This window comes from Jiella pacifica, from assembly GCF_010500815.1.
Taxonomy (GTDB): Bacteria; Pseudomonadota; Alphaproteobacteria; order Rhizobiales; family Rhizobiaceae; genus Jiella; species Jiella pacifica.
The window spans coordinates 68,955-95,643 of record NZ_JAAAMG010000016.1; the positions used below are offsets into that span (position 1 = coordinate 68,955).

General features: G+C 69.1%; 33 protein-coding genes and 1 pseudogene. 28 read left to right on the forward strand and 6 right to left on the reverse strand.

Features of this window, described 5'->3' with window-relative positions:
* Positions 1–183 precede the first annotated feature (183 nt).
* The 11 genes and pseudogenes from GTK09_RS18170 (at position 184) to GTK09_RS18215 (ending at position 8,507) form a co-directional block, all read left to right on the forward strand.
* On the forward strand, positions 184–390 hold the full coding sequence (locus GTK09_RS18170; RefSeq protein WP_050474573.1) for a DUF6511 domain-containing protein: 207 nt from the start codon (positions 184–186) through the stop codon (positions 388–390).
* Positions 387–788 carry a hypothetical protein gene (locus GTK09_RS18175; protein ID WP_163464887.1) on the forward strand — a complete coding sequence of 134 codons (402 nt, stop codon included), beginning with the start codon at positions 387–389 and terminating at the stop codon, positions 786–788. The genes GTK09_RS18170 and GTK09_RS18175 overlap by 4 nt, the downstream gene beginning before the upstream one ends.
* A complete protein-coding gene (locus GTK09_RS18180; RefSeq protein WP_163464888.1) occupies positions 775–1,542 on the forward strand; it encodes a hypothetical protein in 768 nt (255 codons plus the stop codon). Before GTK09_RS18175 ends, GTK09_RS18180 begins: the two co-directional genes overlap by 14 nt.
* Complete coding sequence (locus GTK09_RS18185; RefSeq protein ID WP_203561090.1) at positions 1,539–3,860, forward strand: AAA family ATPase; 2,322 nt, start codon at positions 1,539–1,541, stop codon at positions 3,858–3,860. The genes GTK09_RS18180 and GTK09_RS18185 overlap by 4 nt, the downstream gene beginning before the upstream one ends.
* A gap of 340 nt (positions 3,861–4,200) precedes the next feature.
* A complete protein-coding gene (locus tag GTK09_RS18190; RefSeq protein WP_246217986.1) occupies positions 4,201–4,740 on the forward strand; it encodes a crossover junction endodeoxyribonuclease RuvC in 540 nt (179 codons plus the stop codon).
* Positions 4,737–4,937, forward strand: coding sequence for a hypothetical protein (locus GTK09_RS18195; protein ID WP_028720215.1), 201 nt, complete (start codon positions 4,737–4,739; stop codon positions 4,935–4,937). Before GTK09_RS18190 ends, GTK09_RS18195 begins: the two co-directional genes overlap by 4 nt.
* On the forward strand, positions 4,930–5,310 hold the full coding sequence (locus GTK09_RS18200) for a DUF6362 family protein (RefSeq protein ID WP_018303644.1): 381 nt from the start codon (positions 4,930–4,932) through the stop codon (positions 5,308–5,310). The genes GTK09_RS18195 and GTK09_RS18200 overlap by 8 nt, the downstream gene beginning before the upstream one ends.
* Positions 5,311–5,503: 193 nt before the next feature.
* Positions 5,504–7,090, forward strand: a complete 1,587-nt coding sequence (locus tag GTK09_RS18205; RefSeq protein ID WP_246217987.1) for a site-specific DNA-methyltransferase — start codon at positions 5,504–5,506, stop codon at positions 7,088–7,090.
* A 1-nt stretch (position 7,091) separates the two neighbouring features.
* Positions 7,092–7,601: pseudogene (locus GTK09_RS27540) on the forward strand (DNA cytosine methyltransferase); the annotation flags it as partial.
* A gap of 202 nt (positions 7,602–7,803) precedes the next feature.
* Positions 7,804–8,286 carry a hypothetical protein gene (locus tag GTK09_RS27545; RefSeq protein WP_177208252.1) on the forward strand — a complete coding sequence of 161 codons (483 nt, stop codon included), beginning with the start codon at positions 7,804–7,806 and terminating at the stop codon, positions 8,284–8,286.
* Positions 8,283–8,507, forward strand: coding sequence for a DUF7220 family protein (locus GTK09_RS18215; protein WP_028720220.1), 225 nt, complete (start codon positions 8,283–8,285; stop codon positions 8,505–8,507). The genes GTK09_RS27545 and GTK09_RS18215 overlap by 4 nt, the downstream gene beginning before the upstream one ends.
* Positions 8,508–8,560: 53 nt before the next feature.
* On the opposite strand, the gene GTK09_RS18220 is transcribed toward GTK09_RS18215, so the two are convergent.
* Both GTK09_RS18220 and GTK09_RS18225 read right to left on the reverse strand, forming a co-directional pair.
* Complete coding sequence (locus tag GTK09_RS18220; protein WP_028720221.1) at positions 8,561–9,133, reverse strand: DUF3489 domain-containing protein; 573 nt, start codon at positions 9,131–9,133, stop codon at positions 8,561–8,563.
* A gap of 95 nt (positions 9,134–9,228) precedes the next feature.
* A complete protein-coding gene (locus GTK09_RS18225) occupies positions 9,229–9,501 on the reverse strand; it encodes a hypothetical protein (protein WP_028720222.1) in 273 nt (90 codons plus the stop codon).
* Between the two features lie 111 nt (positions 9,502–9,612).
* Between GTK09_RS18225 and GTK09_RS18230 the strand changes: the two genes are divergently transcribed.
* The 8 genes from GTK09_RS18230 to GTK09_RS18265 all read left to right on the forward strand — a co-directional run bounded on the left by GTK09_RS18230 (position 9,613) and on the right by GTK09_RS18265 (position 17,347).
* Entirely contained in the window at positions 9,613–10,209 is a 597-nt protein-coding gene (locus GTK09_RS18230; protein ID WP_028720223.1) for a hypothetical protein, read from the forward strand.
* Complete coding sequence (locus tag GTK09_RS18235; protein WP_083548831.1) at positions 10,157–12,160, forward strand: phage terminase large subunit family protein; 2,004 nt, start codon at positions 10,157–10,159, stop codon at positions 12,158–12,160. The genes GTK09_RS18230 and GTK09_RS18235 overlap by 53 nt, the downstream gene beginning before the upstream one ends.
* A 2-nt stretch (positions 12,161–12,162) precedes the next feature.
* Complete coding sequence (locus tag GTK09_RS18240; RefSeq protein WP_177208251.1) at positions 12,163–12,372, forward strand: phage head-tail joining protein; 210 nt, start codon at positions 12,163–12,165, stop codon at positions 12,370–12,372.
* Positions 12,372–13,940, forward strand: coding sequence for a phage portal protein (locus tag GTK09_RS18245; RefSeq protein ID WP_123644170.1), 1,569 nt, complete (start codon positions 12,372–12,374; stop codon positions 13,938–13,940). Before GTK09_RS18240 ends, GTK09_RS18245 begins: the two co-directional genes overlap by 1 nt.
* A gap of 5 nt (positions 13,941–13,945) precedes the next feature.
* A complete protein-coding gene (locus tag GTK09_RS18250) occupies positions 13,946–16,000 on the forward strand; it encodes a prohead protease/major capsid protein fusion protein (protein WP_062563542.1) in 2,055 nt (684 codons plus the stop codon).
* Positions 16,001–16,074: 74 nt separating this feature from the next.
* Positions 16,075–16,410 carry a DUF2190 family protein gene (locus GTK09_RS18255; protein WP_062563543.1) on the forward strand — a complete coding sequence of 112 codons (336 nt, stop codon included), beginning with the start codon at positions 16,075–16,077 and terminating at the stop codon, positions 16,408–16,410.
* On the forward strand, positions 16,410–16,721 hold the full coding sequence (locus GTK09_RS18260; protein WP_062563544.1) for a head-tail joining protein: 312 nt from the start codon (positions 16,410–16,412) through the stop codon (positions 16,719–16,721). The genes GTK09_RS18255 and GTK09_RS18260 overlap by 1 nt, the downstream gene beginning before the upstream one ends.
* On the forward strand, positions 16,718–17,347 hold the full coding sequence (locus tag GTK09_RS18265) for a DUF6441 family protein (RefSeq protein ID WP_062563545.1): 630 nt from the start codon (positions 16,718–16,720) through the stop codon (positions 17,345–17,347). The genes GTK09_RS18260 and GTK09_RS18265 overlap by 4 nt, the downstream gene beginning before the upstream one ends.
* Before the next feature lie 50 nt (positions 17,348–17,397).
* Here GTK09_RS18265 and merA read toward each other — a convergent pair whose 3' ends face one another.
* The 4 genes from merA to GTK09_RS18285 are packed head-to-tail and all read right to left on the reverse strand — an operon-like array spanning position 17,398 to position 19,778.
* Complete coding sequence (gene merA, locus GTK09_RS18270; protein ID WP_228189482.1) at positions 17,398–18,822, reverse strand: mercury(II) reductase; 1,425 nt, start codon at positions 18,820–18,822, stop codon at positions 17,398–17,400.
* Positions 18,823–18,826: 4 nt separating this feature from the next.
* Positions 18,827–19,060 (reverse strand): mercury resistance system transport protein MerF, encoded by a 234-nt coding sequence (merF, locus tag GTK09_RS18275; RefSeq protein WP_123644184.1) that lies wholly within the window; start codon positions 19,058–19,060, stop codon positions 18,827–18,829.
* Positions 19,061–19,064: 4 nt separating this feature from the next.
* On the reverse strand, positions 19,065–19,370 hold the full coding sequence (locus tag GTK09_RS18280) for a heavy-metal-associated domain-containing protein (protein WP_062563548.1): 306 nt from the start codon (positions 19,368–19,370) through the stop codon (positions 19,065–19,067).
* A gap of 18 nt (positions 19,371–19,388) precedes the next feature.
* Positions 19,389–19,778 carry a mercuric transporter MerT family protein gene (locus tag GTK09_RS18285; RefSeq protein ID WP_062563549.1) on the reverse strand — a complete coding sequence of 130 codons (390 nt, stop codon included), beginning with the start codon at positions 19,776–19,778 and terminating at the stop codon, positions 19,389–19,391.
* A 76-nt stretch (positions 19,779–19,854) separates the two neighbouring features.
* Here GTK09_RS18285 and GTK09_RS18290 point away from each other — a divergent pair, with 76 nt between their 5' ends.
* The 9 genes from GTK09_RS18290 to GTK09_RS18330 all read left to right on the forward strand — a co-directional run bounded on the left by GTK09_RS18290 (position 19,855) and on the right by GTK09_RS18330 (position 26,680).
* On the forward strand, positions 19,855–20,280 hold the full coding sequence (locus GTK09_RS18290; protein WP_163464890.1) for a MerR family transcriptional regulator: 426 nt from the start codon (positions 19,855–19,857) through the stop codon (positions 20,278–20,280).
* Positions 20,277–20,693: an acyl-CoA transferase gene (locus GTK09_RS18295; RefSeq protein WP_083548833.1), complete on the forward strand. Its 417-nt coding sequence runs from the start codon at positions 20,277–20,279 to the stop codon at positions 20,691–20,693. Before GTK09_RS18290 ends, GTK09_RS18295 begins: the two co-directional genes overlap by 4 nt.
* A 24-nt stretch (positions 20,694–20,717) precedes the next feature.
* A complete protein-coding gene (locus GTK09_RS18300; RefSeq protein WP_083548834.1) occupies positions 20,718–21,659 on the forward strand; it encodes a phage tail tube protein in 942 nt (313 codons plus the stop codon).
* Positions 21,659–22,096, forward strand: coding sequence for a phage-derived protein YdaY family protein (locus tag GTK09_RS18305; RefSeq protein ID WP_083548835.1), 438 nt, complete (start codon positions 21,659–21,661; stop codon positions 22,094–22,096). Before GTK09_RS18300 ends, GTK09_RS18305 begins: the two co-directional genes overlap by 1 nt.
* A gap of 68 nt (positions 22,097–22,164) precedes the next feature.
* Positions 22,165–22,323, forward strand: a complete 159-nt coding sequence (locus GTK09_RS18310) for a DUF7697 family protein (RefSeq protein ID WP_419181863.1) — start codon at positions 22,165–22,167, stop codon at positions 22,321–22,323.
* Positions 22,316–24,730: a phage tail tape measure C-terminal domain-containing protein gene (locus GTK09_RS18315; protein WP_163464891.1), complete on the forward strand. Its 2,415-nt coding sequence runs from the start codon at positions 22,316–22,318 to the stop codon at positions 24,728–24,730. Before GTK09_RS18310 ends, GTK09_RS18315 begins: the two co-directional genes overlap by 8 nt.
* Entirely contained in the window at positions 24,730–25,356 is a 627-nt protein-coding gene (locus GTK09_RS18320; RefSeq protein WP_163464892.1) for a DUF2460 domain-containing protein, read from the forward strand. Before GTK09_RS18315 ends, GTK09_RS18320 begins: the two co-directional genes overlap by 1 nt.
* Positions 25,353–26,237: a phage/gene transfer agent baseplate hub protein gene (locus GTK09_RS18325; protein ID WP_163464893.1), complete on the forward strand. Its 885-nt coding sequence runs from the start codon at positions 25,353–25,355 to the stop codon at positions 26,235–26,237. Before GTK09_RS18320 ends, GTK09_RS18325 begins: the two co-directional genes overlap by 4 nt.
* Positions 26,234–26,680, forward strand: coding sequence for an NlpC/P60 family protein (locus GTK09_RS18330; protein WP_093359544.1), 447 nt, complete (start codon positions 26,234–26,236; stop codon positions 26,678–26,680). Before GTK09_RS18325 ends, GTK09_RS18330 begins: the two co-directional genes overlap by 4 nt.
* Positions 26,681–26,689: the final 9 nt, after the last annotated feature.

Genomic DNA, 26,689 nt, shown 5'->3' on the forward strand with positions numbered 1-26,689 from the left:
ACCGCCGAGGACCGACGGCCGCTCTGGCATCCGCGTGGAACGCTCTGTGCTGTCTGCCGGCAACCCACCCGTGGTTTTGGCTGGTTCGATCCGCACCGGTCGAAGCGGCCCCGGCCCTCGGTCTGGTTCTGCTCAATGCCCTGCCAGTCCTTCTGGACGCGCTTGGCGCGGGAGCGTTTCGCCATGGTTGACCTGACCGAGGAGGAGCGCGCCGCGATCACCGCCACCATGAAGCGCGTCGCCCTGCTGATGGACGAGATCGGCTGGGCCACCCCGCTCGCCGATCTGACCGAGCCGCAGGTGCGCGCGCTGATCGAGGAAGCCGTCGAGGGCTTCCGCGAGGCCATGTCCGACATCGCCCGGGCGCAGACGCCGGAGGTGCCGTTTTGACCAAGCTCTGCACGAAATGCGGCGTCGAGAAGGACGTCTGCGAGTTCGGACGCCGCCGGCTCAGTCCCGATGGTCGGCAGACCTGGTGCCGCGACTGCCGCCGGGAATACCAGCGCGCCTACGCGCAGAAATTCAGGAACCCCGAGAAGCATCGGGAGGCGCAGCGTCGCTATCGCCTGCGCCACGCCGAGAAATATCGGGCCCACAGCATCGTCCGGCATGCCGTCAAGGCTTGTCGGATCGTCGTGCCGGTCTGGTGTCAGCGATGTGGCTGCGTGACCGACCTCGAAGCGCATCACCACGACTATGACGCGCCGCTCTCGGTCGAATGGCTCTGCTCGACCTGCCACGGGCTCGCCCACCGCAGCTACGAGGGAGGCCAGCATGCTGGACTATAACCGCCGCCCCAGCTTTGCCGACAAGGTCAACGCCGCCGTCGATCGGGCGCTCACGGCCGATCAGGCGACGCGGCCGCCCCGCGACTATCTCGGCGGCTCGCGCCTCGGCCATGCCTGCGAGCGCGCCCTTCAGTTCGAGTTCACGGCGACGCCGAAGGACGAGGGCCAAGACTTCAGCGGCCAATCGCTGCGCATCTTCGCCATCGGCCATGCGCTCGAGGATCTGGCCGTCGCCTGGCTGCGCGGCGCGGGCTTCGACCTCTACACCCGGAAAGGCAACCGGCCCGATGGCGGCCAGTTCGGTTTCTCGGTCGCTGGCGGGCGCATCCGCGGTCATGTCGACGGCATCATTGCCGCCGGGCCCGAGGGCTTCGGTCTGGCCGTTCCCGCACTCTGGGAATGCAAGACGATGAACGCGAAGAACTGGCGCGCCTGCGTCAAGGACGGCGTGACGAAATCCAAGCCGGTCTACGCCGCCCAGATCGCGCTCTACCAAGCCTACATGGAAGGGACGGTCCCCGGCATCTCGGCCGCGCCCGCGCTCTTCACCGCGATCAACAAGGACACCGCCGAGCTTCATCATGAGCTGGTGCCTTTCGACGCCGATCTCGCGCAGCGCATGTCGGACCGCGGGGTGCGGATCCTTCAGGCGACCGATGCGGGCGAGCTTCTGCCGCGCGTCGCCACCACGCCCGACTTCTTCGAATGCCGCTTCTGCCCCTGGTCCGAGCGCTGCTGGGGGCTTCCCGCATGAGCGACGACGGCATCCTGCACTTCAACCCGTGGATGGACTTCAACGACGGGCCACCGTCCGAGAACCCGTTCGGCTGCGACCCTGATCCCGAGCAGATCGCCGTGTTCCTCGACACCGTGTTCAGCTGGTGCGAGGGGCTGATCCCGCTACGCGGCTTCGTCGACAAGGGTCAGGGCCGGGACGGCAAGCCGCACAACATCTGGATCCCGGCCGACGACACTGCGCCCGAGAAACTCACAACCTTCGCCGGATGGGCGAACCGCGAAGGTGCCGCCGTCTATGTCATTCCCGGCACGGTCGAGGAACAGGGCCAGGCCCGCGCCGCCGATGTGCTGCAGATGCAGGCCATCGTCGTCGATCTGGACGCGGGTGACATCCCGGCCAAGCTGGACCATGTCACCCGCCACCTCGGAACGCCGACGCTGATCATCGAAAGCGGCGGGCGCACGCCCGAGGGTGCCGCGAAGCTCCATGTCTGGTGGAAACTGACCGAACCCGCCGAGGGCGAGGATCTGGCCACCCTCTGCCGCCTGCGCGGCGAGATCGCCGTGAAGGTCGGCGGCGACACGCATTTCCGCTCGGCGCACCAGCCGATCCGGGTGCCCGGCACGGTCTATCACAAGCATGGCCATCAACGCCTCGTGCAGATCCGCGAACATCGCGACGTCGAGGTGGATCTTGCGGATTTCGCCGAAAAGGTCGGCGAGATGCCGCCGCTGCCCGGTGTGGGCTTTGCCAGCGACGTTGCCGCGCCGACCGCGAAGCCCGGCATCGACGCCGTGCTCACCACGCCGGTGCGCGAAGGCGCGGTGGACGACTGGTCCCGCTTCCAGGGGGCAAGCGCCGCCATCGGCCATTACGTACGCCTGGTGCACGAGGGCCGCCTCGACCCCTTCGCGGGCTGGGAGGCGATCTGCGGCTACAACGCCGCCATGTTGCGACCGTCCTGGCCGCTCGATCGGCTGATGGCCGAGTCCGAACGGCTCTGGGCGTTGCATGTGAAGCGCAACGGTCCGCCGCTCCTGCGCGCGGCCCACGCCGGTGCCCCGGCCAGCCCGCTGCCGACATTCAGCCTCGGCGCGCTGCTCGACGACACGAGCCCGATGCCCGAGGACATCATCGGTCCGCGCGTGCTGACGCCGGGCGGTCTCCTGGTGCTGGGGGGCGCGCCCAAGGTCGGCAAGAGTGACTTCCTGATCTCCTGGCTCGTGCACATGGCGGCGGGCGTGCCGTTCCTCGGCTTCACGCCGCCCCGGCCGCTGCGCGTGTTCTACCTGCAGGCCGAGATCCAGTATCACTACCTGCGCGAGCGCATGCAGCAGATCGCTCTGGCCGCCGCCGTGATCGCCGCCGCGCGCGACACCTTCATCGCCACGCCCAAGCTGAAGCTGCTGCTCGACGCGGAGGGCGTCGCCCGCGTGGCCGAGGCGATGCGGGCCGCATTCGCCGACGCGCCGCCCGACATCATCGTCATCGACCCGATCCGCAATCTCTTCGACGGCGGACCTGAGGGGGGCGGCGAGAACGACAACACCGCCATGATGTTCTTCCTGAAGGACCGCGTGGAGCTCCTGCGCGAGGCGGTCAATCCGGATGCGGGCGTCATCCTCGCTCACCACACCCGCAAGGCCAGCAAGCACCAGGTCAAGGACGATCCCTTCCTCGCGCTCTCCGGCGCCAGCGCGCTGCGCGGCTTCTACACCTCAGGTCTGCTCATGCACCGACCAGACGAGGATAGCACCGTCCGCAGGCTGGAGATCGAGCTTCGGAACGGCCCTGCGCTGCCGGGCAAGCTCATCGACAAGGTGAAGGGCGAGTGGGTCGAGCTGAATCCGATGAACGAGCGCCTGGTGCGCAAGGAGGTCGGCGCCAAACTCGATGCCGAACGGCTGCGCAAGCACGATGTCATCCTCGGCATGTTGCTGGATGAGGCGGCGAGCGAGCGCCTCTACACCGCGATGCAGTTCGCCGAGACCTTCGAGAACCGGGGAGGTCTGGGCAGCAAGCACACGATCCGCGAGCGCCTCAGCGTGCTGGCGACCAAGGGCTTCGTGAAGTTCCTGCGCGACGCCTCGGGGTTCGGCTTCCCCGTCACCCGGTCGCGGTTCGGCTATCTCTGCGTCGAGGGCATGCAGTTCGGCGCGCCCGTCGAGCATGTCGATCCGGACACCGGCGAGGTCGCCACAACCGCCCGTCCGGTCCTGCCCAGCCACTTCAAATGCCCCCAGTCCGGACTCTGCCTGCAGGTCGAAAACCCCGCCGTCTGGGTCTACCCGGAGGGGCTCGAGGACGACCTAACTCATATGAGTGAGGCCTGACTCATATGACAGCGCCAACTGTGCACTCAACGAAATCAACGGGTTACGGGCAAATAAGAGTTAGGTCCCTAACTCATGCCCGAAGACTTCATGAAGTCTTATTCCGCAATGATTCCAGCCACTTGAACGCCCCGGAACAGTTAGGTGTCAAACCCCCATACTACGTATGGGAGGGCCACCCCACAGGGTTGGCCACTCCTCCCATACGTCCGGGTCAGCCGCGCGCGCCGCCGTGACGCTCCCTTGTGCTCTCCGATCCGACGACGGCGGGCCCGTACCGCCAAGCACCAGACCGCCGTCGTCTTCCACCACCACAGGCCACCGGCAAAGGAGACCCATCATGGCTCAGCCGACTCTGATCCCGAATTGCGACGGCGCAAGGTTTGAATCGCTGCCGCTCGACACCTCCCGCAACCGCTGCATCCTCGCCCTCGACCTCGGCACCACGACTGGCTGGGCGATCCGCGGCCATGACGGTCTGATCACCAGCGGCACCGTCTCGCTCCGCCCCGGCCGCTTCGATGGCGGCGGCATGCGCTACCTGCGCTTCACCAACTGGCTGACCGAGATCGACCGGCTGTCCGGTCCTGTCGCCGCCATCTGGTTCGAGGAAGTCCGCCGCCACGCGGGCACCGACGCGAGCCATATCTACGGCGGGCTTATGGCCACGCTGACCGCATGGGCGGAACTTCGCGGCGTGCCGTACGAGGGCGTGCCGGTCGGCACGATCAAGCGCCACGCCTCGGGCAAGGGCAACGCCGACAAGGCCACCATGGTCGCCGCCGTCCGCGCCCGCGGCTTCAGCCCGGCCGACGACAACGAGGCCGACGCCATCGCCATCCTGCTCTGGGCGATCGAGACGAAAGGGGGTGTCGCATGAGGTGGCACCCCCATGGCTACGGCGGTCGGCGCCGGGATCCCGAACAGGTCAAGCGCGAGGGCTGGCAGGAACAGGGCGTCCTCGCGGTCTCCGCTGATGACGACCGCCTCACCTGGCCCGAGCGTGAACTGGTCCGCCAGCTGGGCGAGAAGCTCTACGGCCCGCGCCCTTCCGACAGGGAGGCGCGGCATGGCTGATCGCGAATGGACCGCCGACTGCGTCGCCGATCATTTCGAGGAGGCATTCCGCACCCTGCGCAAGCTGCCGCCGGTGAAGGCACAGGGCTACTTCAACACCTGGCCCGACATCGTGCGGACCAGCCGCGAGATCGCCGCGATGGAGCCGCAGCCGATGCGGGTCTGGCCCTCTGCCGCCGCGATCACCCGGCTTGAGCAGACCTTCGACTGGGTGCTCTGGATCGAGGAGGCGGAGCGCAAGCTGGTCTGGTCGCGTGCGGCCCGGGTGCCGTGGAAGCAGATCAGCGGCGAGCTGGGGTGCGACCGCACGACCGCCTGGCGGCGCTGGCAACTGGCGCTGACCAAGATCGCCGCGCGGCTGAATGCACAGTGACTCCAATGTGTTGCAACACTTTTTCCTTCGACATCTGCAACATGATCGTGCTATTCCGAAGGCAAGATGGGGAGAGTGCGCTGGAAGCTCGCTCTCCCTTTTGCGTTGACGGGGGCCTTCTGGACCCCGGTATCCAGCGAGGGTCCGGCCGGGGTCCAGCCCACGGCAGTTTCTGGTTCCTTCCTGGCGACATTTGTATGCTGGCGGGCGAAGCGCGGAACATCGCCAGCGACAGGGCCGGATTTTTGGGAAGCCACCCGGAAGCCGGAGCCACGCGCGCCCCGCGCAAACACCAATGAACGCTGGCCTTCCGACCGGACACCGCTGGTGGCCGCTGGACCCCGTGTGGAGTCCGGCCCGGCATCCGGAGTCCGGAAGCCACCGGCATCCACCCGACCGAGGAACCGTGCCCATCATGACGTTGAGCTTCGCCCCGGACGCGATCGAGACGTGGCCGCTGTCGCGCCTCCAGCCCTACGCGAAGAACGCGAAGGCGCATGGCGCGGATCAGGTCGCGAAGATCGCCGCCAGCATGGCCGAGTTCGGCTGGACCGTGCCCTGCCTCGTCGGCGAGGACGGCGAACTGATAGCAGGCCACGGGCGCGTGCTGGCCGCGACGCAGCTCGGGCTGACCGAGGCGCCGGTGATCGTGCTCGGGCACCTGACCGAAGCGCAGCGCCGGGCGTACCGGATTGCGGACAACAAGCTGACGGAACTCGGCACCTGGGACGAGGCGCTGCTGTCGGCGGAACTGAACGACCTGCTGGCCGAAGACTTCGACCTGTCGCTGGTCGGGTTTTCCGATGGCGAACTCGACAAGCTGCTGGCCTTCGATCTCGACGGTGGCGGCGAGGAAGAGGGCGCCGGGGGCTCCGTGCCGCCGGTGACCATCCCCGAACCCCCACGCAATCCGGCGTCGCGGACGGGCGATCTCTGGATCCTCGGCGATCACCGGCTGCTCTGCGGCGACAGCACCAGCGCGGCCGATGTGCGCCGCCTGATGAACGGTGAGCGCGCGATCCTTTTCGCGACCGATCCACCGTATCTCGTCGACTACGACGGCTCGAACCATCCGACCCGCAACAAGGACTGGTCGGCGTCCTACGGCACGACTTGGGACGACAGTTCGCAGGGCGCGGAACTCTATGACGGGTTCATCGCTGCAGCCGTGGCGGAAGCCATCGCCGAGGATGCTGCCTGGTACTGCTGGCACGCCTCGCGCCGCCAGGCGATGCTGGAAGCCTGCTGGGAGAAGGCAGGCGCCTTTGTGCATCAGCAAATCATCTGGGTGAAAGACCGGGGCGTCCTGACCCGGTCGCATTACCTCTGGAAGCACGAGCCCTGTTTCATGGGCTGGCGTCGCCCGAACCGCCCGCCGAAGGTGGCCGAGGAAACGCTGCCATCGACATGGGCGCTTCCCAGCTTCGCCAAGGATGACCGGCCTGACCATCCGACGCCGAAGCCGCTCGACGCCTTCGGGATCCCGATGCGCCAGCATGTGGCGCGGGGCGGCCTCTGCTATGAGCCGTTCTCCGGCTCCGGGTCGCAGATCATGGCGGGCGAGGCCAATGGCCGCCGCGTCTTCGCAATGGAGATCAGCGCGGCGTATGTCGATGTCGCCGTGGAGCGTTGGCAGGCCGAAACCGACAAGGACGCGATCCTCGACGGCGACGGCCGGACCTTCGCGCAGGTGAAGGCGGAGCGGCTGGGCGACGTCACCGATACGCCGGACACGGACGCCGAACCCGAACCCGCGCGAAAGCGCCAGACCGCCGCGTGACATGCATGACCTGGCTCTACCTTCCTCCGGAGACGCTTCCGGAGCCGGAGACGCATGTCTGTTCGGCCTCTCCCTCTGCTCCGGCGCGGGCGGTATCGACCTCGGGCTCACCATCGCCATCCCCGGATATCGTGCTGTGGGCCATGTCGAACGGGAAACCTTCGCCGCAGCCACTCTCGTGGCGCGGATGGAAGACGCGTCCCTGGATCAGGCTGTTGTCTGGGACGATGTTGCAACTTTCGACGGCCGCCCGTGGCGCGGCGCGGTGGACATCGTCACTGCGGGCTATCCGTGCCAGCCGTTCTCCGTCGCGGGCAAACGCCGGGGCGCCGACGACCCGCGCCACCTCTGGCCGCATGTCGCCCGCATCATCGGCGAGGTCGAACCGCCCTTCGTCTTCCTCGAGAATGTCGCCCATCATCTCCGCCTCGGCTTCCCCGAAGTCGCCGCAGGACTGGTCGGCATGGGCTACCGCCTTGCGGCAGGCCTCTTCACGGCGGCGGAAGTCGGCGCGCCCCACAAGCGCGAGCGGCTCTTCATCCTCGCCATCCGCGAAGGGGACGAGCTGGCCGACCCCGCGCGCCTGCTCTGGCACCCGGTCGAGTGGCGGGAACCGGACGGAACTGCTGCGGCTCTGGCCGACGCCAAGGGCCAGCGCCAACGAGAACAGGCAGACAATACCGACGCCGTCGCAGAAAGCGGGCCAGCACGGCATGAACCTGGCGACCACGGCTGCGATGTGGCCCACGCCGCAGACCGACAGTTTCCGCAGCCGGGGCGGCGAACGACGAGACGAGAAGGGTCTGGACCGCATGGCGCGGGACTGGCCGACGCCGATGGCGAACGACGGCTGCAAGCCGAGCGCGGGCAACCGCAAGACGGCCGATCTGACCCATGCGGTGGGATTGTGGATGACGCCGACGGCGCGGGATCACAAGGACGGGGCGACGACACTCGCGAACACGCCGGTGAACGGCCTGCTTGGCCGCCAGGTCCTGGTGACGCCGATGGCTGGGAGCGATACCTCCGAGCCGCGCCGGACCTTGAACCCGCTGTTCGTCGAGGCACTGATGGGTTGGCCCACCGGGTGGACCGGCTTCGCCTCTGTGGCAACGGCGTGGTCCCCTTGGTTGCGGCGCATGCGCTGCGAACTCTCGCGGCTGAACTGCTGGCCGATGGATGAGGCAGCGGCATGAAGCAGACCCGCCTCATGTCGCTGGTCGAGTCCGTCGCCAACGTGATCGTCGGCTACGGCGTCGCGGTCGTGACGCAGATCCTGATCTTCCCGATCTTCGGGCTGCACACGACGCTGGCGCAGAACCTGAAGATGGGCGCCATTTTCACCGTCGTCTCGATCGCCCGTTCCTTCGCCTTGCGGCGGGTGTTCGAGGCGATCCGGATGCGGAGCGCCAAATGATCGACCGCCGCCCCGTAGGGACGGCGGTCATCAGCTTGTCGGGGTCCGGCGCGTCAGGCGGCGGGGAGTTTGTACACGCGCCCCCGATCCTCGACCTTCTCCGAGGTCACCTCGAGCCCGAGCTTCTTCTTCAGCGCCCCCGCCATCGCGCCGCGCACCGTGTGCGACTGCCAGCCCGTCGCGGCCATGATCTCCTCGATGGTCGCGCCGTCCGGTGCGCGCAGCATGGCGATCAGCGTGGCCTGCTTGGTGCCCTCGCGCGGTGTGCGCGTCTTGGGCGCGGTTTCGGCTACGGTGGGGGTGTCCGGCGCGGCCTCCTCGGTAGGCGCGTCCGTCGCGCCCGCAGGCGCGGGGTTCGCGTCCTCGGTCTCGATCCCGATGGCGGCAAGGCCCGCGTCGGTGGCAACCAGCGTGACGCCGTGGCCGTCTCCGGTCTCGCGCCACATAAGCTCGCCCTTGCGCGTGTCGGCGTCGACCTCCTGCAGGAAGTTCTTCGCGAGCATCGCGCCGACCACCTTGGCAGCGGCGCCGCCGCGCAGGCTCTCGGGCAGCGGCAGTGCGATGCGGTCCTCGCGCTGTGCGGCGGCGCTGAGGATGATGGCTTGGGTGTCAGAAAGCTTGGTCATGGGATCGTCTCCGTATTCGGGCCCGCGTCATGCGGCGCCTCCTACGACCCCGAGCCGCGCAGGGCGCGCGGCGGGAGTTCCGGCAGTGCCGGAGATCAGCGGGCGTGCTCGCCCTCGCCGAAGGCGCTGTCGGTGATGCGCTTCAGGAGGCTGGCGTAGTGTTCGAGGGTGCCGACATGGCCCCAGTTGATCTCGTCGGGGTGGGCGTTGAAGTGGTCGTCGCTCAGCGTCTGCAGCCGGGCGAGCATCTCGTCGATCTCGGCCTTCTTGCCGATGAAGGCCGCGAGCGCGGCTTCCTTATTCCGGCGCGCCTTCTCGGCGCGGAGTTCGTGGCGCGGGGTGGTGATCGGGTTCAGGCGCGTGGTCATCGTGATGGCTCCTTGGTGAGTTGCATCGTCCTTCTGAACGGACGTTCGCTCCGGTCGCGCTGCTTATCAACTCGATAAGAACATGATTTCGATAGATAATCGGAGCCGTCGATGCAGGGCATGAGCGAGCGCCAGTACGCCGCGCATGTCGGGCTGTCGCGGGGCGCGATCCAGAAGGCCAAGGCCGCCGAGCGGCTGGTCCTCTATCCCGACGGCAGCATCAACGCGGCCGCCAGCGACGCCAGACGTGCCGAGACGACCGACCCGTCCAAGACCCGCAAGCCGCCCACGCCGAAGCTGAAGCCCGTCCCCGAGGCGGCCGTGGCCGCTGTTGGCGACACGCTGCGTGAACAGGGGCTGGCAGTCCCGGCCGTCGGCGGCGGCACGACCTTCCTGCAGGCGAAGACCGCGAACGAGGTGCTGAAAGCGCAGGAGCGGCGCATCCGGCTCCAGAAGCTGAAGGGGGAGTTGATCGAGCGGGCCCGCGCGCTGGCGCTGGTGTTCCGGCTGGCGCGGGAGGAACGGGACGCGTGGGTGAACTGGCCTGCACGCGCGGCGGCGCTGATGGCGGCCGAACTGTCAGCCTCGTGCGCCGACGTGACCGGCCAGCAGATCACCGTGGAGCCAGCCGCGATGCAGAAGGTCCTGGAGAAACATGTACGCGCCCACCTCGACGAACTCGCCGAGGTCCGGCCCGACTTCCGGTGACGATGATGGCCTGATCGACTTCGACGGCGCGGGCGAGATCCTCCGCGCCTGGGGCAACGGGTTGCGGCCCGACCCGGACCTGACCGTTTCGGAATGGGCGGACCGGCACCGGATGCTCTCGGGGCGGGCTTCAGCCGAACCGGGGCGGTATCGCACCGTGCGCACGCCCTACATGCGCGAGATCATGGACCGGCTGTCGCCGGGGGATCCCACGCAGCGGATCGTGTTCATGAAGGCGGCGCAGGTCGGCGCGACCGAGGCGGGCAACAACTGGATCGGGTTCGCGATCCACCAGGCGCCGGGTCCGATGCTGGCGGTCCAGCCGACCGTGGAACTGGCCAAGCGCAACTCGCGCCAGCGCATCGACCCGCTGATCGATGAAAGCCCAGAGCTGCGGGAGCGGGTGAAGCCCGCGCGATCCCGCGATGCGGGCAACACGATGCTCTCGAAGGAGTTCGCGGGCGGCATCCTGATCATGACGGGCGCGAACTCGGCGGTCGGGCTTCGGTCCACCCCGGCGCGCTACATCTTCCTCGACGAGGTCGACGCCTATCCCGCCTCGGCCGACGAGGAAGGCGATCCGGTCACGCTCGCCGAGGCGCGCTCCCTGACCTTCGCCCACCGGCGCAAGGTGCTGCTGGTCTCGACGCCCACGATCCGGGGGCTGTCGCGCATCGAGCGCGAGTACGAGGCCAGCGACCAGCGTCGGTTCTTCGTGCCGTGCCCACAATGCGGCCACGCACAATGGCTGAAGTTCGACCGGCTGCGCTGGCAAAAGGGCCGCCCGGAGACGGCCGAGTATCACTGCGAGGGCTGCGACGCGGCAATCGCGGAACACCACAAGACGGCGATGCTGGAGGGCGGCGAATGGCGGGCGACCGCCACGGCCGCCGATCCGACCACGGTCGGGTATCACCTTTCGGCGCTCTATTCGCCGATCGGCTGGCTGAGCTGGGAGCGGATCGTGCGGTCATGGGAAGCAGCCCAAGGGTCGGACGAGGCGATCAAGGCGTTCCGCAACACGATCCTCGGCGAGACATGGGTCGAGACCGGGGAAGCGCCCGACTGGCAGCGGCTCTACGACCGGCGCGAACGCTGGAAATCCGGCACGGTGCCAGCAGGCGGGTTGTTCCTGACAGCCGGAGCCGACGTGCAGAAGGACCGGATCGAGGTCGATGTCTGGGCCTGGGGTCGCGGCTTGGAAAGCTGGCTCGTCGATCACGTCGTCATCGAGGGCGGGCCCGACCGGCACGACGCCTGGTCGGAGCTGACCGCGCTGCTGGACAGGTCCTGGCCGCATGAACGCCGCGCGCATCTCAGGATCGCGCGGCTCGCCATCGACACCGGCTACGAGGCCCCGGCGGTCTATTCCTGGTCGCGGGCGCAAGGCTTCGCGCAGGTGTCGCCGGTCAAGGGCGTCGAGGGGTTCAACCGCTCGAGCCCGGTGTCGGGGCCGACCTTTGTCGACGCGACCGAGGGCGGCAAACGCCTGCGGCGCGGGGCGCGGCTCTGGACCGTGGCGGTCTCGACCTTCAAGGCCGAAACCTACCGCTTCCTGCGGCTGGCACGCCCGACCGAGGAGGAGATGGCCGACGGGGCGGCGTTCCCGCCCGGCTCGGTGCACCTGCCGCACTGGGTCGAGAACGAATGGCTGAAGCAGTTCGTGGCCGAGCAGCTGGTGACGGTGCGCACCAAGCGCGGCTTCGCCCGGCTGGAATGGCAGAAGCTGCGCGAGCGCAACGAGGCGCTGGATTGCCGGGTCTACGCCCGCGCAGCCGCCTGGATCGCGGGCGCGGACCGCTGGCCCGACGAGAAATGGCGCGACCTCGAGGATCAGCTCGGGGCCGCCCCCACCGACACCGATCCCGCCGGGCAGATCAACCGGCCGGGACAGGCCCCGCAGGGCAAGCGCCGCTCCGACTGGCTCGGGCGGCGGGAGGGATGGTTCTGAACATGATCGACTGGACGGAAACCGAGCTTTCGGCGCTGCGCCGGGCCTATGCCAGCGGCACGACGCGCGTCAGCTATGACGGCAAGTCGGTGGATTACGGCTCGGCCGAGGATCTGCTCGCCCGCATCCGGACCATCGAGCGCGCCATCGCGGGCTTCAGCCGCCCGCTGCCCGTGGCGGGGCTCGCTGGCTTCTCGCGCGGGGATCGCTGATGTCGGCGACCTGGTTCGACCACGCCATCGCCACGGTGGCGCCGCGCATGGCGGCTCGGCGCGTGATGGCGCGTCAGGCATTCGAGACGCTGACGCGTGGCTATGACGGCGCGGCGCGCGGGCGACGGACGGACGGCTGGCGCGCGCCGGGATCCTCGGCCGACACCGAAATCGGCGTCGCCGGGGCGCTGCTGCGCGACCGCATGCGCGATCTGGTGCGCAACAACCCGCATGCGGCCAAGGCCGTGGCGGTGCTGGTCAACAACATCATCGGCGCGGGCATCATGCCCCGCGCCGCTAGCGGCGACGACAAGCTGGACCGGAAGGTCGATGCGCTCTTCGAACGCTGGACGGCGGACTGCGACGCCGATGGCCAGCTTGACTTCTATGGCCTGCAGACGCTGATCTGCCGGGAGATGGTCGAGGCGGGCGAGGTTCTGGTGCGCCGCCGCCTGCGGCGCGCGAGCGACGGCCTGCCGGTGCCGCTGCAATTGCAGGTGCTGGAAGCCGACTTCCTCGACGCCACCAAGTCCGGAGCCCTCGGCGCAGGGCGCCTCGTGCAGGGGATCGAGTTCGACCCGGTCGGGAAGCGCCGGGCTTACTGGCTGCATGCCGAGCATCCGGGCGACGCCTACGGGGCCTTGCAGAACGGGTTGCAGAGCCGCCCGGTCCCCGCGACCGAGATCGCCCATGTCTACGAGAAGCAGCGCACGCAAGCGCGCGGCGTCCCCTGGGGCGCGCCGGTGATCCGGTCGTTGCGTGATCTCGACGACTATGAAGTGGCCGAACTGGTTCGCAAGAAGACCGAGGCCTGCGTCACCGCCATCGTCTTCGGCGACGACGAGGCGCAACAGGGCATCGCGCCCTCCGTGGTCGATGCCGACGGCAACCGGGTGGAACAGTTCGAGCCGGGGCTGATCGCCTATGCCCGCGGCGGCAAGGACATCCGCTTCAACCAGCCCTCGGCGACGGGCGGCTACGGCGAATACAAGCGCGCGAGCCTGCACACGATCTCGGCAGGCTTCCGCGTGCCCTACGAGCTGCTGACGGGGGACCTGTCCCAAGTGAACTACTCCTCGATCCGGGCGGGTCTCGTGGAGTTCCGCCGCCAGATCGACGCCGTCCAATGGCAGCTGTTCATCCCGATGTTCTGCGCCCCGGTGTGGCGGTGGTTCACGGAAGCCGCATGGGCGGCGGGGCAGATCCCGTCGCCGATCGTGCCTGTGGAATGGTCGCCGCCGAAGTTCGAGGCGGTCGATCCGCAGAAGGACGCGATGGCGAACCTGCTGTCCATCCGCTCGGGCACCATGACGCTGGCCGAGGTGATCGCCCGGCAGGGCCGCAACCCCGACGCCGTGCTGGCCGAGATCGCGGCGACCAACGCCAAGCTCGACGCGCTGGGGTTGGTCCTCGACAGCGACCCTCGCCGCGTCACCAAGACCGGCAGCGCACAATCCAAAGACGGGGCCAGCGATCCGGCGAACGATCCGGCCGCCGACGAACCAGACGCCGACGACCCGACCGCCGACGCGGATACAGACCCGGCGCAGGCCGACCAACAGGACTGACCTTCATGGACACGATGATCGAACTGCCGGCCATGCGCCGGTCGGCGGAGCTTGCGCCGAACACGGCCGATGCCGACAACCGCACCGTCGAGGTGGTCTGGTCGGCCGGGGCTCGCGTCCGCCGTGCCACCTTCTTCGGCGAGCCTTATGACGAGGAACTCAGCCTCGACCCGGCCCATGTCCGGCTCGACCGGCTGAACGCGGGCGCGCCGTTCCTGAAGGTGCACGAGCTCGACACGCTCGACGCGGTGATCGGCTCGGTCGTGCCGGGCTCGGCCCGGATCGAGAACGGTCGCGGCATCGCCTTGGTCCGGATCAGCGAGCGTGCCGATGTCGAGCCGATCTGGCGCGACATCCAGGCGGGGCACATCCGCGCCGTCTCCATCGGCTACCAGGTCCACCGGTTTGATATCTCGAAGCCTGATGGCGCCCGCGAGCTCTGGCGCGCGGTGGACTGGACGCCCTTCGAGGTCTCCGCCGTCGCGGTCGGAGCCGACCCAGCAGCGGGCTTCCGCGCCCAGCACCCCCTTCACGACTGCGTCCTCCACCGCCGGGACGCCCCTTCCACCACGAAAGGACCGATCCCGATGACGGACACGACCCAGACCCCGGCGAGCGACGCCGCAACCCCCGCCAACACCCAGCCGACCGCGCCGGTCGAAACCGAGGACACCCCCATGACCGAGCCGAAACCGGCTGCGCCCGACCCGAAGGTCGCGGCCAGCGAGACGCGCAGCCAGAAGACGCAGGTAACTCCCGCGCCCGATACCGAAGTGGTCGCCACCCGCGCCCGCGAGGCCGAGCGCGACCGCGTCTCCACCATTTACGATCTGGCCGGGCGGCTGAACCTCGAGCGCGGCTTCGCCGAGGATCTGGTCAAGCGCGGCGTCAGCATCGACGAGTCCCGCCGACTGATCCTCGACCAGGTCGCCGCGAAATCCGACGAGACCCGGAACTTCCCCCATGTCTCCGTCCCGCTCGGCGGCCGAGACGAGTGCATCACCCGCCGTGACGCGGTGGCGAACGCACTGCTGCACCGCTACAGCCCAACGCTGTTCCAGCTCGAGGACGCCGCGCGCCAGTATCGCGGCATGACGCTGCTGGAGCTCGCCCGCGAAAGCCTCGGCAATGCCGGGGTCAACACGCGCGGCCTGTCGCGTGACGAGGTGGCGACGCGCGCGCTGCACTCGACCTCGGACTTCCCCGAGATCCTGTCGGCCGTCACCAACAAGACGCTGCGGCAGGCCTACGAGGCCTATCCCCGCACCTTCATGCTGTTCTGTCGCCAGGTGCTGGCGACCGACTTCAAGGCGATGCATCGCGTCCAGCTCGGCGAAGCCCCGCAGCTGCTCGAGGTCGGCGAAAGCGGCGAGTTCAAGCGCGGCACGCTGGGCGAGAGCAAGGAGAGCTACAAGGTCAAGACCTATGGCCGGGTGGTCGCCATCACCCGTCAGACGCTGATCAACGACGATCTCGACGCCTTCACCCGCATCCCGGCGATGTACGGCAACTCCATCGCCCAGCTGGAGTCGGACGTGGTCTGGGGCATCATCACCGCCAACCCGGCGATGGCCGACGGCAATGCGCTCTTCCACACCACCCACAAGAACCTGGCAGGCACCGGCGCGGCGCTCGATGTCAGCAGCGTCGGAGCGGCGCGCGCGGCGATGGCCAAGCAGACCGGCCTCGACAAGAAGACGGTGCTGAACGTCCGGCCTGCCTTCCTGATCGTGCCGGCCTCACTGGAACTGAAAGCCGAACAGCTGGTGGCCCAGAACCTCGTGCCCGCCGCGACGTCCAGCGTGGTGCCGCAGTCGATCAGGACGCTGGCGCCGATCAGCGAGCCCCGGCTCGACGCCGCCAGCGAGACCGCCTGGTATCTGGCGGCCAGCCCGAACCAGATCGACACCATCGAGTACGCCTATCTCGAGGGCCAGCAGGGCGCCTATATCGAGACGCGCAACGGCTTCGACGTCGACGGGGTCGAGATCAAGTGCCGCCTCGACTTCGGAGCCAAGGCCATCGACTGGCGCGGCCTCTACAAGAACCCGGGCGCGTAAGGCGCGCTTCCTGAACCCTGACACACGGGCGGTCCTGACGGGCCGCCCTTCGTCTTTCCACGAGGATCCCCATCATGAAAACCTACGTCCAGCCCGGCAACACCATCACCCTGACCGCGCCCTATGCCGTCGCCTCCGGCGATGGCCTGCTCGTCGGCTCCATCTTCGGCATCGCCGCGGGTGCCGCCGCCATTGGCGAGCCCGTCGAGACCGCGCTCGTCGGCGTGTTCGACATCACCAAGGTCGGCTCCCAGGCGTGGACGGTTGGCGCCAAGGTCTATTGGGACGACACCAACAAGCGCACCACGACCGTCGCGACCGACAACACCCTCATCGGCGCGGCCGTCGAGGCGGTGGCGAGCGGCGCCGGCGACACCATCGGCCGGGTGCGCCTGAACGCGACGTTCTGATGTCGGCCTTCGCCGCCGCCATCGGCGCGCTCTTCGCCGATCCGAACATCGGCCGGGACGCGGTCTACATCGCCGACGGCGGTACACCCGTGCTGGTGCGTGCCGTCGCCCGTCGCGCCGACGCGGTCACCGACTTCGGCGACGCGCGGCTCTGGTCCGAAACCACCCGGATCGACCTGCGCGTGGCCGAGGTGGCGAACCCGCGTCCCGGCGACCGCATCGAGATCGACGGCGACGCCTTCCTCATACAGGGCGAGCCGGTCCGCGACCGCGAGCGGCTGGTCTGGACCGTCGACCTGAGGCCCGCGTGAAACTGAAGCTCGACATCGATCCCGACATCGTCGCGATGATGGCGGCCGAGGTCGCGGCGGGTGAACGGGCCGTCACCGCCGCCATTCGCGAGGCCGGGACTGGGCTGAAGACGGCGTGGCGGTTGCAGATCACCGGCGCGGGGCTTGGTACACGGCTCGCCAACTCGATCCGGAGCCAGAACTTCCCGAGGTCGGGCGAGAGCCTTGAGGCTGCGGCGCTGGTCTGGTCGAAGGCGCCGGTAATCGTCGGTGCGCATGACACCGGGCCGCTGATCCGATCGAAGAACGGGTTCTGGCTGGCGATCCCGCTGCCCGCGGCGGGCAAATCCCTGCGCGGCGGCCGGATCACCCCCGGTGAATGGGAGCGGCGACGCGGCCTCCGCCTGCGTTTCGTCTATCGCCGGACGGGCCCCAGCCTGCTGGTCGCCGAGGGGCGGCTGAACACGAAAGGCCAGGCGGTGGTGTCGCGGTCGAAGACCGGGCGCGGAAAGGTCACTGCGCCGATCTTCCTGCTGGTGCCGCAGGTCAAGCTGCCGAAGCGGCTGGATCTGGCGCGGGATGCAGACCGGGCGTTGGACAGCGTGCCGGGGCTGATCGTGGCGAACTGGGTGGGGGGTAGGTTGTGATCGCATCGATGCGCAATCTTGCTCGGCAGCCACGAAACCGACGGCTCGGGTTACCCCGCGCAGCACGACAGCTTCGCGACATCCTTGTCGAAGGTCTGCGCGGCGAGCTTCAGCCCCTCTACCGTGGTCAGATAGGGGAAGATCGTCTCGCCGAGCGCCTTTGTCGTCATGCCGAACTTGAGCGCCATGGCGAGCGTCTGGACACTGTCGGCTCCCTCCGGCGCCATGATCACGCCGCCCAGGAGGCGGTCGGTCGCCCGGTCCGCGACGAGCTTGATCAGGCCGCGCGTGTCGCGGGCGGCGAGCGCGCGGGGCACGTTGTCGAGCGTCAGCACACTGGTCTTGACGTCATGACCCGCGGCGCGCGCCTGCGCCTCGGTCAGCCCGACGCCGGCGACCTGCGGATCGGTGAACACCACCCACGGCATCGCGGCGTTGTCGTAGCGCTCCGCCCCGCCCAGAACGGCGTTGCGGGACGCGAGCTTGGCGCCATAGGCGGCCATGTAGACGAACTGGTCGCGGTCGGTCACATCGCCCGCCGCGAAGATGCCGGCCTTCGTGGTCTGCATGTCGTCGCCCACCCGGATCGCGCCACGCGCGTCGGTCTCGACGCCCATCTCCGCGAGGCCCAGCCCCTCGGTGTTGGCTGCGCGTCCCGTCGTCAGGACGAGGCGGTCGGCCGTCAGATCGCGGTCTGCGCCGTCCACCGTCACCGTCAGGACCGCACGGGCCCCGTCGCGCCGTGCGGCGTCGTAGGTCGCGCCATCGACAACCGCGACGCCCTCGGCGCGCAGCGTCTCCGTCAGCGCCCGGGACACCTCCGGCTCTGTGCGCGGCAGCAGGCGCGAGCGGCAGACAATGGTGACGCGGGTGCCCATCCGCGCCATCATCTGCGCCAGCTCCACGCCGATGTAGCCGCCGCCGAGGAAGATCAGGCTTTCGGGCAACCGGTCCAGCTCCAGCAGCGACGTGCTGTCGAGCGTTGGTGCGTCCTGGATCCCAGGGATGTCGGGCACGGCGGGTCGGCCACCGGTCGCGACGATCACCTTGGGAGCCGTGATCCTGCGCCCGCCGACCTCGACCCCGCCGAGGACGAGACGCGCCGGACCCTCGTCGAGATAGGTCACACCGCCGTAGCCCGGCAGCAGATCGGCGTACTTCTTCTGGCGCAGTGTCGCGACAAGATCGTCCTTGGCCGCAATCAGCGCCGACCAGTCGGCGACCTGCGCCTCGCTGTTCAGGCCCGGGAACCGATGTGCTGTCTGCGCACCGTGCAGGGCTTCCGCGGCCCGGATCATCGTCTTGGAGGGCACACAGCCCACGTTCACGCAGGTCCCGCCGATGGTGCCATGGCCGATCAGCGCGACGCGCTTGCCTCCCTCGGCGGCGGTGATCGCGGCCGAGAACCCGGCCGATCCGGCGCCGATCACGGCAAGGTCGAAATCGCCCTTGGGCGCGCAGCAATCGTCTTTCATCAAGTCATCCATCCGTTCGAGTGGTCTGGCGCCGCTGCCGTCTCCAGACCGCGTACACGGTCAGCGCGACGAAAAAGGCGAGCGCGGGCAGCAGAACGTAGTCGAGCCAACCCAGCCAGGCCGACAGGCCCACGGCACCCAGAAGCACCACCAGCACCGGAGTGAAGCAGCAGAGCGCCGCGATGACGGTGCCGACGATCCCTGTCGCGATCAGCTTGCGGTCGGACTGCTCGGTCATCTCGTCAGCCCGCGACACGCGCCGGGTAGCCTGCATTGGCCGACGCGGTCGCGATGGCGTCGGCGCTCGTCGCGGCGGTGTCGAAGATCACCGTGGCGGTGCGGGCATCGAAGTCGATCTCGACGGCGCGCACGCCCGCGACGCCCTCCATCGCACGCTTCACGGTGACTGGGCAGAGCGCGCAGGTCATGTTGTCCACCGCGAAGGTGACGGTCTGCTCGGCGGCGACGGTCTGCGCGGCAACAGGGATGGCGGTGATCGGCACAACGGCGGTCAGGCCGAACAAGGCGAGTGCAAGGATCTTCTTCATGTGGATGTCCTTTCGGGGTCAGTAGAGAAGCGGGGCCCACCAGTCGATGGTGAGGGCTGCGAGAACGAGGATCAGGGAGGCCCAGAGAGCCGACTTGGTGATGCGCGCCGATGCTGGCCTTGCGCAGTAGGAACCGGGTTCGCAGACGGTTGGCTTGCGGAAATAGACCTGCCAGAAACCCGCCGCGATGAAGCCGAGCGCGATCACGGCGAAGATCGGCTTGTAAGGCTCCAGAGCCGTCAGGTTGCCGATCCAGGCGCCCGAGATGCCGAGAGTCAGAAGCACCAGCGGCCCGATGCAGCAGGCCGAGGCGAGAAAGGCGCCCACCACACCGCCCGCCGCGAGCCAGCCCTTTCGGGCGGGGCGATCCGCGCCCGTGCTGTCCGTTCTGTCGTCTGTCAGCGCCATGTCGCGCACCTCTCGTCTGTGATTGACGATGGGTGTAGGGTCTGTAGCAACTACAGGCTCAAGAGGAAACTTGCCCATGACCGATCACGAGCGCGAGAGCGGCTTCACACGCGGCGACCTGGCCCGGGCGACCGGCTGCAACATCGAGACGATCCGCTATTACGAGAAGACCGGCCTGCTGCCCGACCCGCCCCGCACGGACGCCGGCTACCGGGTCTATTCCGCCGCACACGCCACACGCCTCCGCTTCATCCTGCGCGCCCGCGAACTCGGGTTCTCGATGGAGGACATCCGCGGGCTGATGGGGCTCGGCGACGGCGCCGCGCCGGCCTGCGCCGAGGTCAAGGAACGGACGGAGCGGCACCTTGCCGATGTCCGCGCGAGGATCGCGGATCTTCGGCGTATCGAATCCGTCCTCGCTACAACTGCATCCAGGTGTTCGGGCGCCGAAGTCCCCGATTGTCCGGTGCTCGACGCGATTTCCAACTCGGCCGACCCATGACACCTCGCGAAACCATCCTCGTCGCGCTGCACGCGCGGCTCTCGGCGCTGCCCGCCACCGCTCTGCGCGGGGACGTGCTGCCCGAGCGCATGCCGGTCGAGGGCCTGATGATCCTGCGCGATGGCGAACCAGGTGCGCCCGAAGTCACGCTGTCGCCGCTGCGCTATCACTACCAGCACCGAGCCGAGATCGAGGCGGTCGTTCAGGGTGCCGATCGCGACGCCGCCTTTGACACGCTGACCGCCAGCATCGGCGCAGCGCTCGCCGCCGACCGGACGCTGGGCGGGTTCTGCGACTGGGTCGAGGCCGAAGCCCCGCGCCCGGTCGATCTGCCGGTCGAGGGCGCGGCGAGTCTGAAGGCCGCCGTTATCCCGGTCGTGCTGCACTATTCCACGGCCGACCCGCTGGCCTGACCCAACCGACCACAGGAGACGAACATGGCACGAGCCCAAGGGGCGCGAGCGCTGATGGCGCTTGCGTTCGAGACGACCTATGGAACGCCGCCCGTCAGCGGCTTCACCCGCATGCCCTTCGCCAGCACGTCGCTCGGCGCGGAGCAGCCGCTGCTGAATTCGGAGCTTCTCGGCTACGGCCGCGATCCGCTAGCGCCGATCAAGGACGCCGTGACGGCCGACGGCGACGTCGTCGTGCCGCTGGACGCCGAGGCGTTCGGCTTCTGGCTGAAGGCAGCCTTCGGCGCGCCCACGACCACGGGCGCGGAGGCCCCGTACAGCCACGAATTTCAGTCGGGGTCCTGGACGTTGCCCTCGATGTCGATCGAGACCGGCATGCCCGAGGTGCCCCGCTATGCGATGTACTCGGGCTGCGTGCTCGACCAGATCACCTGGCAGATGCAGCGCTCGGGCCTGCTCACCGCGACCGCGCGGCTGGTGGCGCAGGGCGAGACGGTCGGCACCACGACCAGTGCCGGAACGCCCGCCGCACTGGAGTTGAAGCGCTTCGGCCATTTCAACGGGGCGATCACCCGGAACGGCACCGCCCTCGGCAATGTGGTCTCGGCCGAGATCACCTACGCCAACAACCTCGACCGGATCGAGACCATCCGCTCGGACGGCCGCATCGATGGCGCGGATCCATCCATTGCCGCGCTGACGGGCCGGATCGAGGTGCGCTTCGCCGACCAGACGCTGGTGACGCAGGCGATCAACGGCGAGGCCTGCGAGATGGAATTCGCCTACGTCCTGCCTTCAGGCGAAAGCTTCTCCTTCACCGTGCACGCCGTCTACCTGCCGCGTCCACGGATCGAGATTTCCGGGCCGCAGGGCGTCCAGGCGACATTCGACTGGCAGGCCGCGCGCGACAGCGTCGTCGGCCGGATGTGCACCGCCACCCTCGTGAATGACGTGGAGACGTATTGATGCTGACGCTCGACCTGACCAACGCGCCGCGCTGGCATGACCTCGCCCCCGGCGTCCGGGTGCAACTGCGCCCGCTGACGACCGCCCTGATGGTCGCGACGCGCAGCGACCCCGCCGTCGAGGCGGTGCCCGAGGAGGCTTCCGACGAGGAGCGCGCCGTCGCCTTCGCCAAGGCGCTGGCGCGACGGGCTGTGCTCGGCTGGGAGGGCATCGGCGATGCCGACGGCAACCCGATCGATCCCACCCCCGAGGCCATCGACGCGCTGCTCGACGTCTGGCCGATCTTCGAGGCCTTCCAATTGACCTACGTGTCCAAAGGCCTGCTGCTGGAACAGGAAAAAAACGCCTCCGCGCTCTCGCCGAGTGGTCCTTCGGCGGGGGCGAGCGCTACTGCGAAGCCTGCGCGCAAGCGTGCGAAGACTGCCCGACGCGCCTGAACCGGCCGCTTACCCATGAGGGCTGGCAGGTCTGGGATCTCGTCGGCCGCCTCGGCGGTCAGTTGCGCGTGCTGCCCGGCGCGGTGGTCGGCTGGGACCTGTCCGCGGCCCTCGCTCTGGGAAATGCGCTCGGCGTCCCGCCCGCTGCTGCGGGTGAACTCTTGCCCGTCATCGAAGCGGTGATGGTGGCCAAGCTCAACGAAAAGATGGATCATTCCCATGGCTGAGAAGAGGGTCAGCGTCCGCCTCGCGGCCGTGGGCGGACGGCAGGTGCGCGCCGAACTCGAAGGCGTGGGCGAGGCCGGGTCGCGCGGCTTCGGACGGCTGAGCCGGGAGATGGAAGCCGCGAACGCCCGGCTCGCGGCCTTCTCGCGGCGGGTGCGGGTCGCGGCTGCCGCTGCCGTGGCCGCCGCAGCCGCTGCTGGCGTGGCGATGATCCGGTCCAGCCTGCAGACGGTCGATGCGCAGGCGAAGCTGGCGCAGTCGCTCGGCACCACCGTCGCCTCGATCCAGACGCTGGAGCGCGCGGGCGATCTGGCGGGCGTCTCCATGTCCGGCATCGAGCAGGCCACCAAGGATCTGACGCGCCGTCTCAGTCAGGCGGCCGCCGGGACCGGCCCTGCTGCCGACGCGCTCGACCGGCTGGGGCTTTCAGCAAATGAGCTGATCGCCTTGCCGCTGGACCAGCGCGTGGGCGCGATCAACGCGGCGATCGAGAGCTTCGTGCCTGCCGCCGAGCGCGCGGCGGTCGCGGGCCAGCTCTTCGGCGAGGAAGGCTCCATCGCGATGAGCCGGATCGACACCGCGACGCTGCGCCAGGCGACAGAGGACGTCCTCGCCTTCGGGGTTGTCGTCTCCGAGCAGGACGCCGACCAGATCGAGCGGACGAACGACGCCATCTCGCGGCTCGGGTTGGTCTGGCGCGGGCTCTCGAACCAGTTGGCGGTCGCAGCGGCACCTGCGCTGGAAGCCGTCGCCGATGCCATGGCGGCGGTGGCCAGCCGCACCGGGCCGCTCGGCATCGCGATCCGCGGTCTCTTGGACAACATCGGCCGCCTGACCACCTATGCCGCCACCTTCGCGGCGTTCCTCGCGGGACGTTGGGTCGCCGGCATGGCGGCTGCGGCGCTCTCGGTCCGGGGCCTCGCCACGGCGCTCGTTGTCCTGCGCGGGGCGCTGATCCGCACCGGCATCGGCGCGCTGATCGTCGGCGCGGGCGAGCTCGTCTACCAGTTCACCCGGCTCGTCTCCGGCGCCGGCGGTTTCGGAGAAGCGATGTCGCTCCTGAAGGACCTCGCGGTCGAGGTCTGGGAACGCATCAGTATGGGCGCGGCGGCGGCGGGCGCGGCCGCCACGGCGATGTTCTTCGACCTGAAGGCGGATGCCGCATCGGGCATGCAGAGCGCCATCGAGAGCGTGGTGGGCTTCGGCAACACGGCCGCGAACACCTTCGAAGGCGCCTACGAGGCGATCAAGGCGATCTGGGGCCTGCTGCCCGCCGCCATCGGCGATCTCGCGTTCCAGGCGGCCAACAGCCTGGTCGATGGCGTCGAGGCGATGCTGAACGGGGTGGTCTCGCGGATCAACGGCTTTATCGGCGGCATCAACCAGGGGCTCGAAGCGCTCGGGTCGGAGCGGCGCATATCGCTGGTTCCGGACCTCGACCTCGGCGAGATCGAGAACCGCTTCGAGGGAGCGGCGACTGCCGCAACCACGGCAGCTCAGGCGGCCTTCGATCGGGCCTTCGAGGACAATCCGCTCTCCGCGCCCGATCTCGGTCTGACCGAGGCGGCGAACAGGGCGCTCGAGTCCGCCAACCTTTACCGCGGCGCGGCGCGCGACCTGGCGGAGGGGGCCCGTGCGCCCCTCGAAAGCTGGCAGGCGCTGCGCGATGCCGTACGCGGCACCGACGAGGACGGCGCCGACGCACTGGCCGAGACCACCGCTGCGGCGGAGCGCCTGGAGACGTCCCTCGGCGACGCCGGGCGCGCCGCAACAGATGCAGGTGTGGCGGCCGGAGCTGCTGCTGCGGTAGCGGAGCCCGCGACCGACGCGGCCGTCACCGGCTGGCGGGCGGTCACCGCCGCGCTCTCCGACTACGCCAGCAAGGCCCGCGAGATCGGTGGCGACATCGGCCAGAGCCTCGTCGGCGCCTTCCAGTCGGCCGAGAACGCGGTGGGCCAGTTCGTGAAGACCGGCAAGCTCGACTTCCGCGATCTGGTGACGTCGCTGCTGGCCGATCTCGCCCAACTGGCGGCGCGGCGGTTCATCCTCGGGCCGATCGCCAACGCGCTCTCCGGCGTGTTTGCCGGTGCTGGCGGCATCTTCGCCAATGTCCTCCACGCAGGCGGGATGGTCGGATCGGCCGGACCTTCGCGGATGGTCCCGGCCATCGCTTTTGCTGCTGCGCCGCGAATGCATGGCGGCGGCATGGCCGGGCTTCGTCACGACGAGGTGCCCGCGATCCTGCAACGCGGCGAGCGCGTGCTGTCGCGTCGCGAGGCGCAGAGCTACGGCGGTGCCGGCGTCAACGTGACCATCATGGCCCGCGACGCCGAAAGCTTCCGGCAGTCGCGCACGCAGGTCGCGGCGGACATCGCCCGTGCCGTGTCCCTCGGGCGGAGGGGCATGTGATGGCGTTTCACGAGCTCCGGTTTCCCGACAACATCAGCCGTGGCGCACGGGGCGGGCCGGAGCGGCGCACGCAGATCGTCGAGCTCGCCTCGGGCGACGAGGAGCGGAACGCCAGCTGGGCCAACTCACGCCGCCGCTACGACGTCGCCTATGGCATTCGCCGCGCCGACGATCTGGCGGCGGTCGTCGCCTTCTTCGAGGCGCGCAACGGGCGACTCTACGGCTTCCGCTTCAAGGACTGGGGCGACCACAAGTCCTGCCTGCCTTCGGGCGCGCCGTCGCCAACCGATCAGGCCATCGGCACCGGTGACGGTGCGACGACCGCCTTCCAGCTGGTGAAGCGCTACGCCTCCGGGGCGCAATCGTGGTCGCGCGCCATCGCCAAGCCGGTGGCGGGCACCGTGCGCATCGCGCTGGCTGGGATCGAGCAGCCCTCCGGCTGGTCCGTCGACACCGCCACCGGTGTCGTCACCTTCAGCGCCGCGCCAGGCGCTGGCATCGCCATCACCGCGGGCTTCGAATTCGACGTGCCCGTCCGCTTCGACGCCGACGTGCTCGACGTGACGCTCGACCTCGAGCGGCTCGGCTCGATCACCTCCATTCCGCTTCTGGAACTGCGCCGATGAAGACCCTCGCTCCCGACCTGCAGGCCCATCTCGACGAGGGCACAACCACGCTCGCCTGGTGCTGGCGGATCGCGCGCGCCGATGGCGTCACCTTCGGCTTCACCGATCACGACCGGACACTCGCCTTCGATGGCACCGACTTCGAGCCGGAGAGCGGGCTCACGGCGTCCGAGGTGCGCTCGGGCTCGGACCTCTCGGTCGACGCGCAGGACGCCGAGGGCGTGCTGACCTCGGACCGCATCACCGAGACCGACATCTTGGACGGTCGCTGGGACAACGCCGAAGTCGAGGTCTGGCGCGTGAACTGGGCCGACACCGGCCAGCGCATCCTGATGCGGCGCGGCGCCATCGGCCAGATCCGGCGCGGGCGGCTGGCCTTCGTCGCCGAGGTCCGCTCGCTCGCCCATGTTCTCGGTCAGACGGTCGGGCGGACCTTTCAGGCGACCTGTGACGCCGCGCTCGGCGATACGCGCTGCGGCGTCGATCTGGAGAACCCGGCGTTCAAGGGCACGAGCGTCGTGATCGACCTTCTACGCGACCGCGCCTTCACCGCTTCGGGCCTCGGCGGCTTCGCCTCCGGCTGGTTCACCTTCGGGACCATCGAATGGACCAGTGGCTCCAACGCGGGGCGTCGGGCCGAGGTTCTCGGCCATGATGTGACGGACGGCATCGCCGTGCTGACCCTTCTCGAGGCGCCGGTGCGCGAGATCTCCGAGGGCAATGCCTTCACCATCCGTGCGGGCTGCGATAAGCGGATCGAGACCTGCGGCGCCAGGTTCGCCAACACGGCCAACTTCCGGGGGTTCCCGCACATCCCCGGCCAGGATGCCGTGCTGCGCTACGCCACCAAGGATGGCGGCCACGAGGGAGGCGTGCTGTGACGCAACCTCTCGCATCGGCCGACCCCGCGCGTGTCGTCGCCGTCGCACGCTCCTGGCTCGGCACGCCGTACCACGACCAGGCCAGCCTGCGCGGCGTCGGTTGCGATTGCCTCGGGCTCGCGCGGGGGGTCTGGCGCGACGTGGTGGGGCCGGAGCCGTTCCCGATTCTGCCTTACAGCCGCGACTGGGGCGAGACCGGCCCGCGCGAGGTTCTGGCCGAAGGCGCGCGGCGCATGATGATCGAGGTGTCGCCTGCCGAGGCCGGTCCCGGCGCGCTGGTCCTCTTCTGCATGAGGCCCCGCGCCATCGCCAAGCATGTCGGGATCCTCACCGGTCCTGCCACCTTCCTCCACGCCTATGAGCGGCTCGGCGTGATCGAGGAACCGCTCACCAATGCCTGGCGGCGGCGCATCGCCTTCGCCTTCCTCTTCCCGCAACGCTGAGACCCCGAC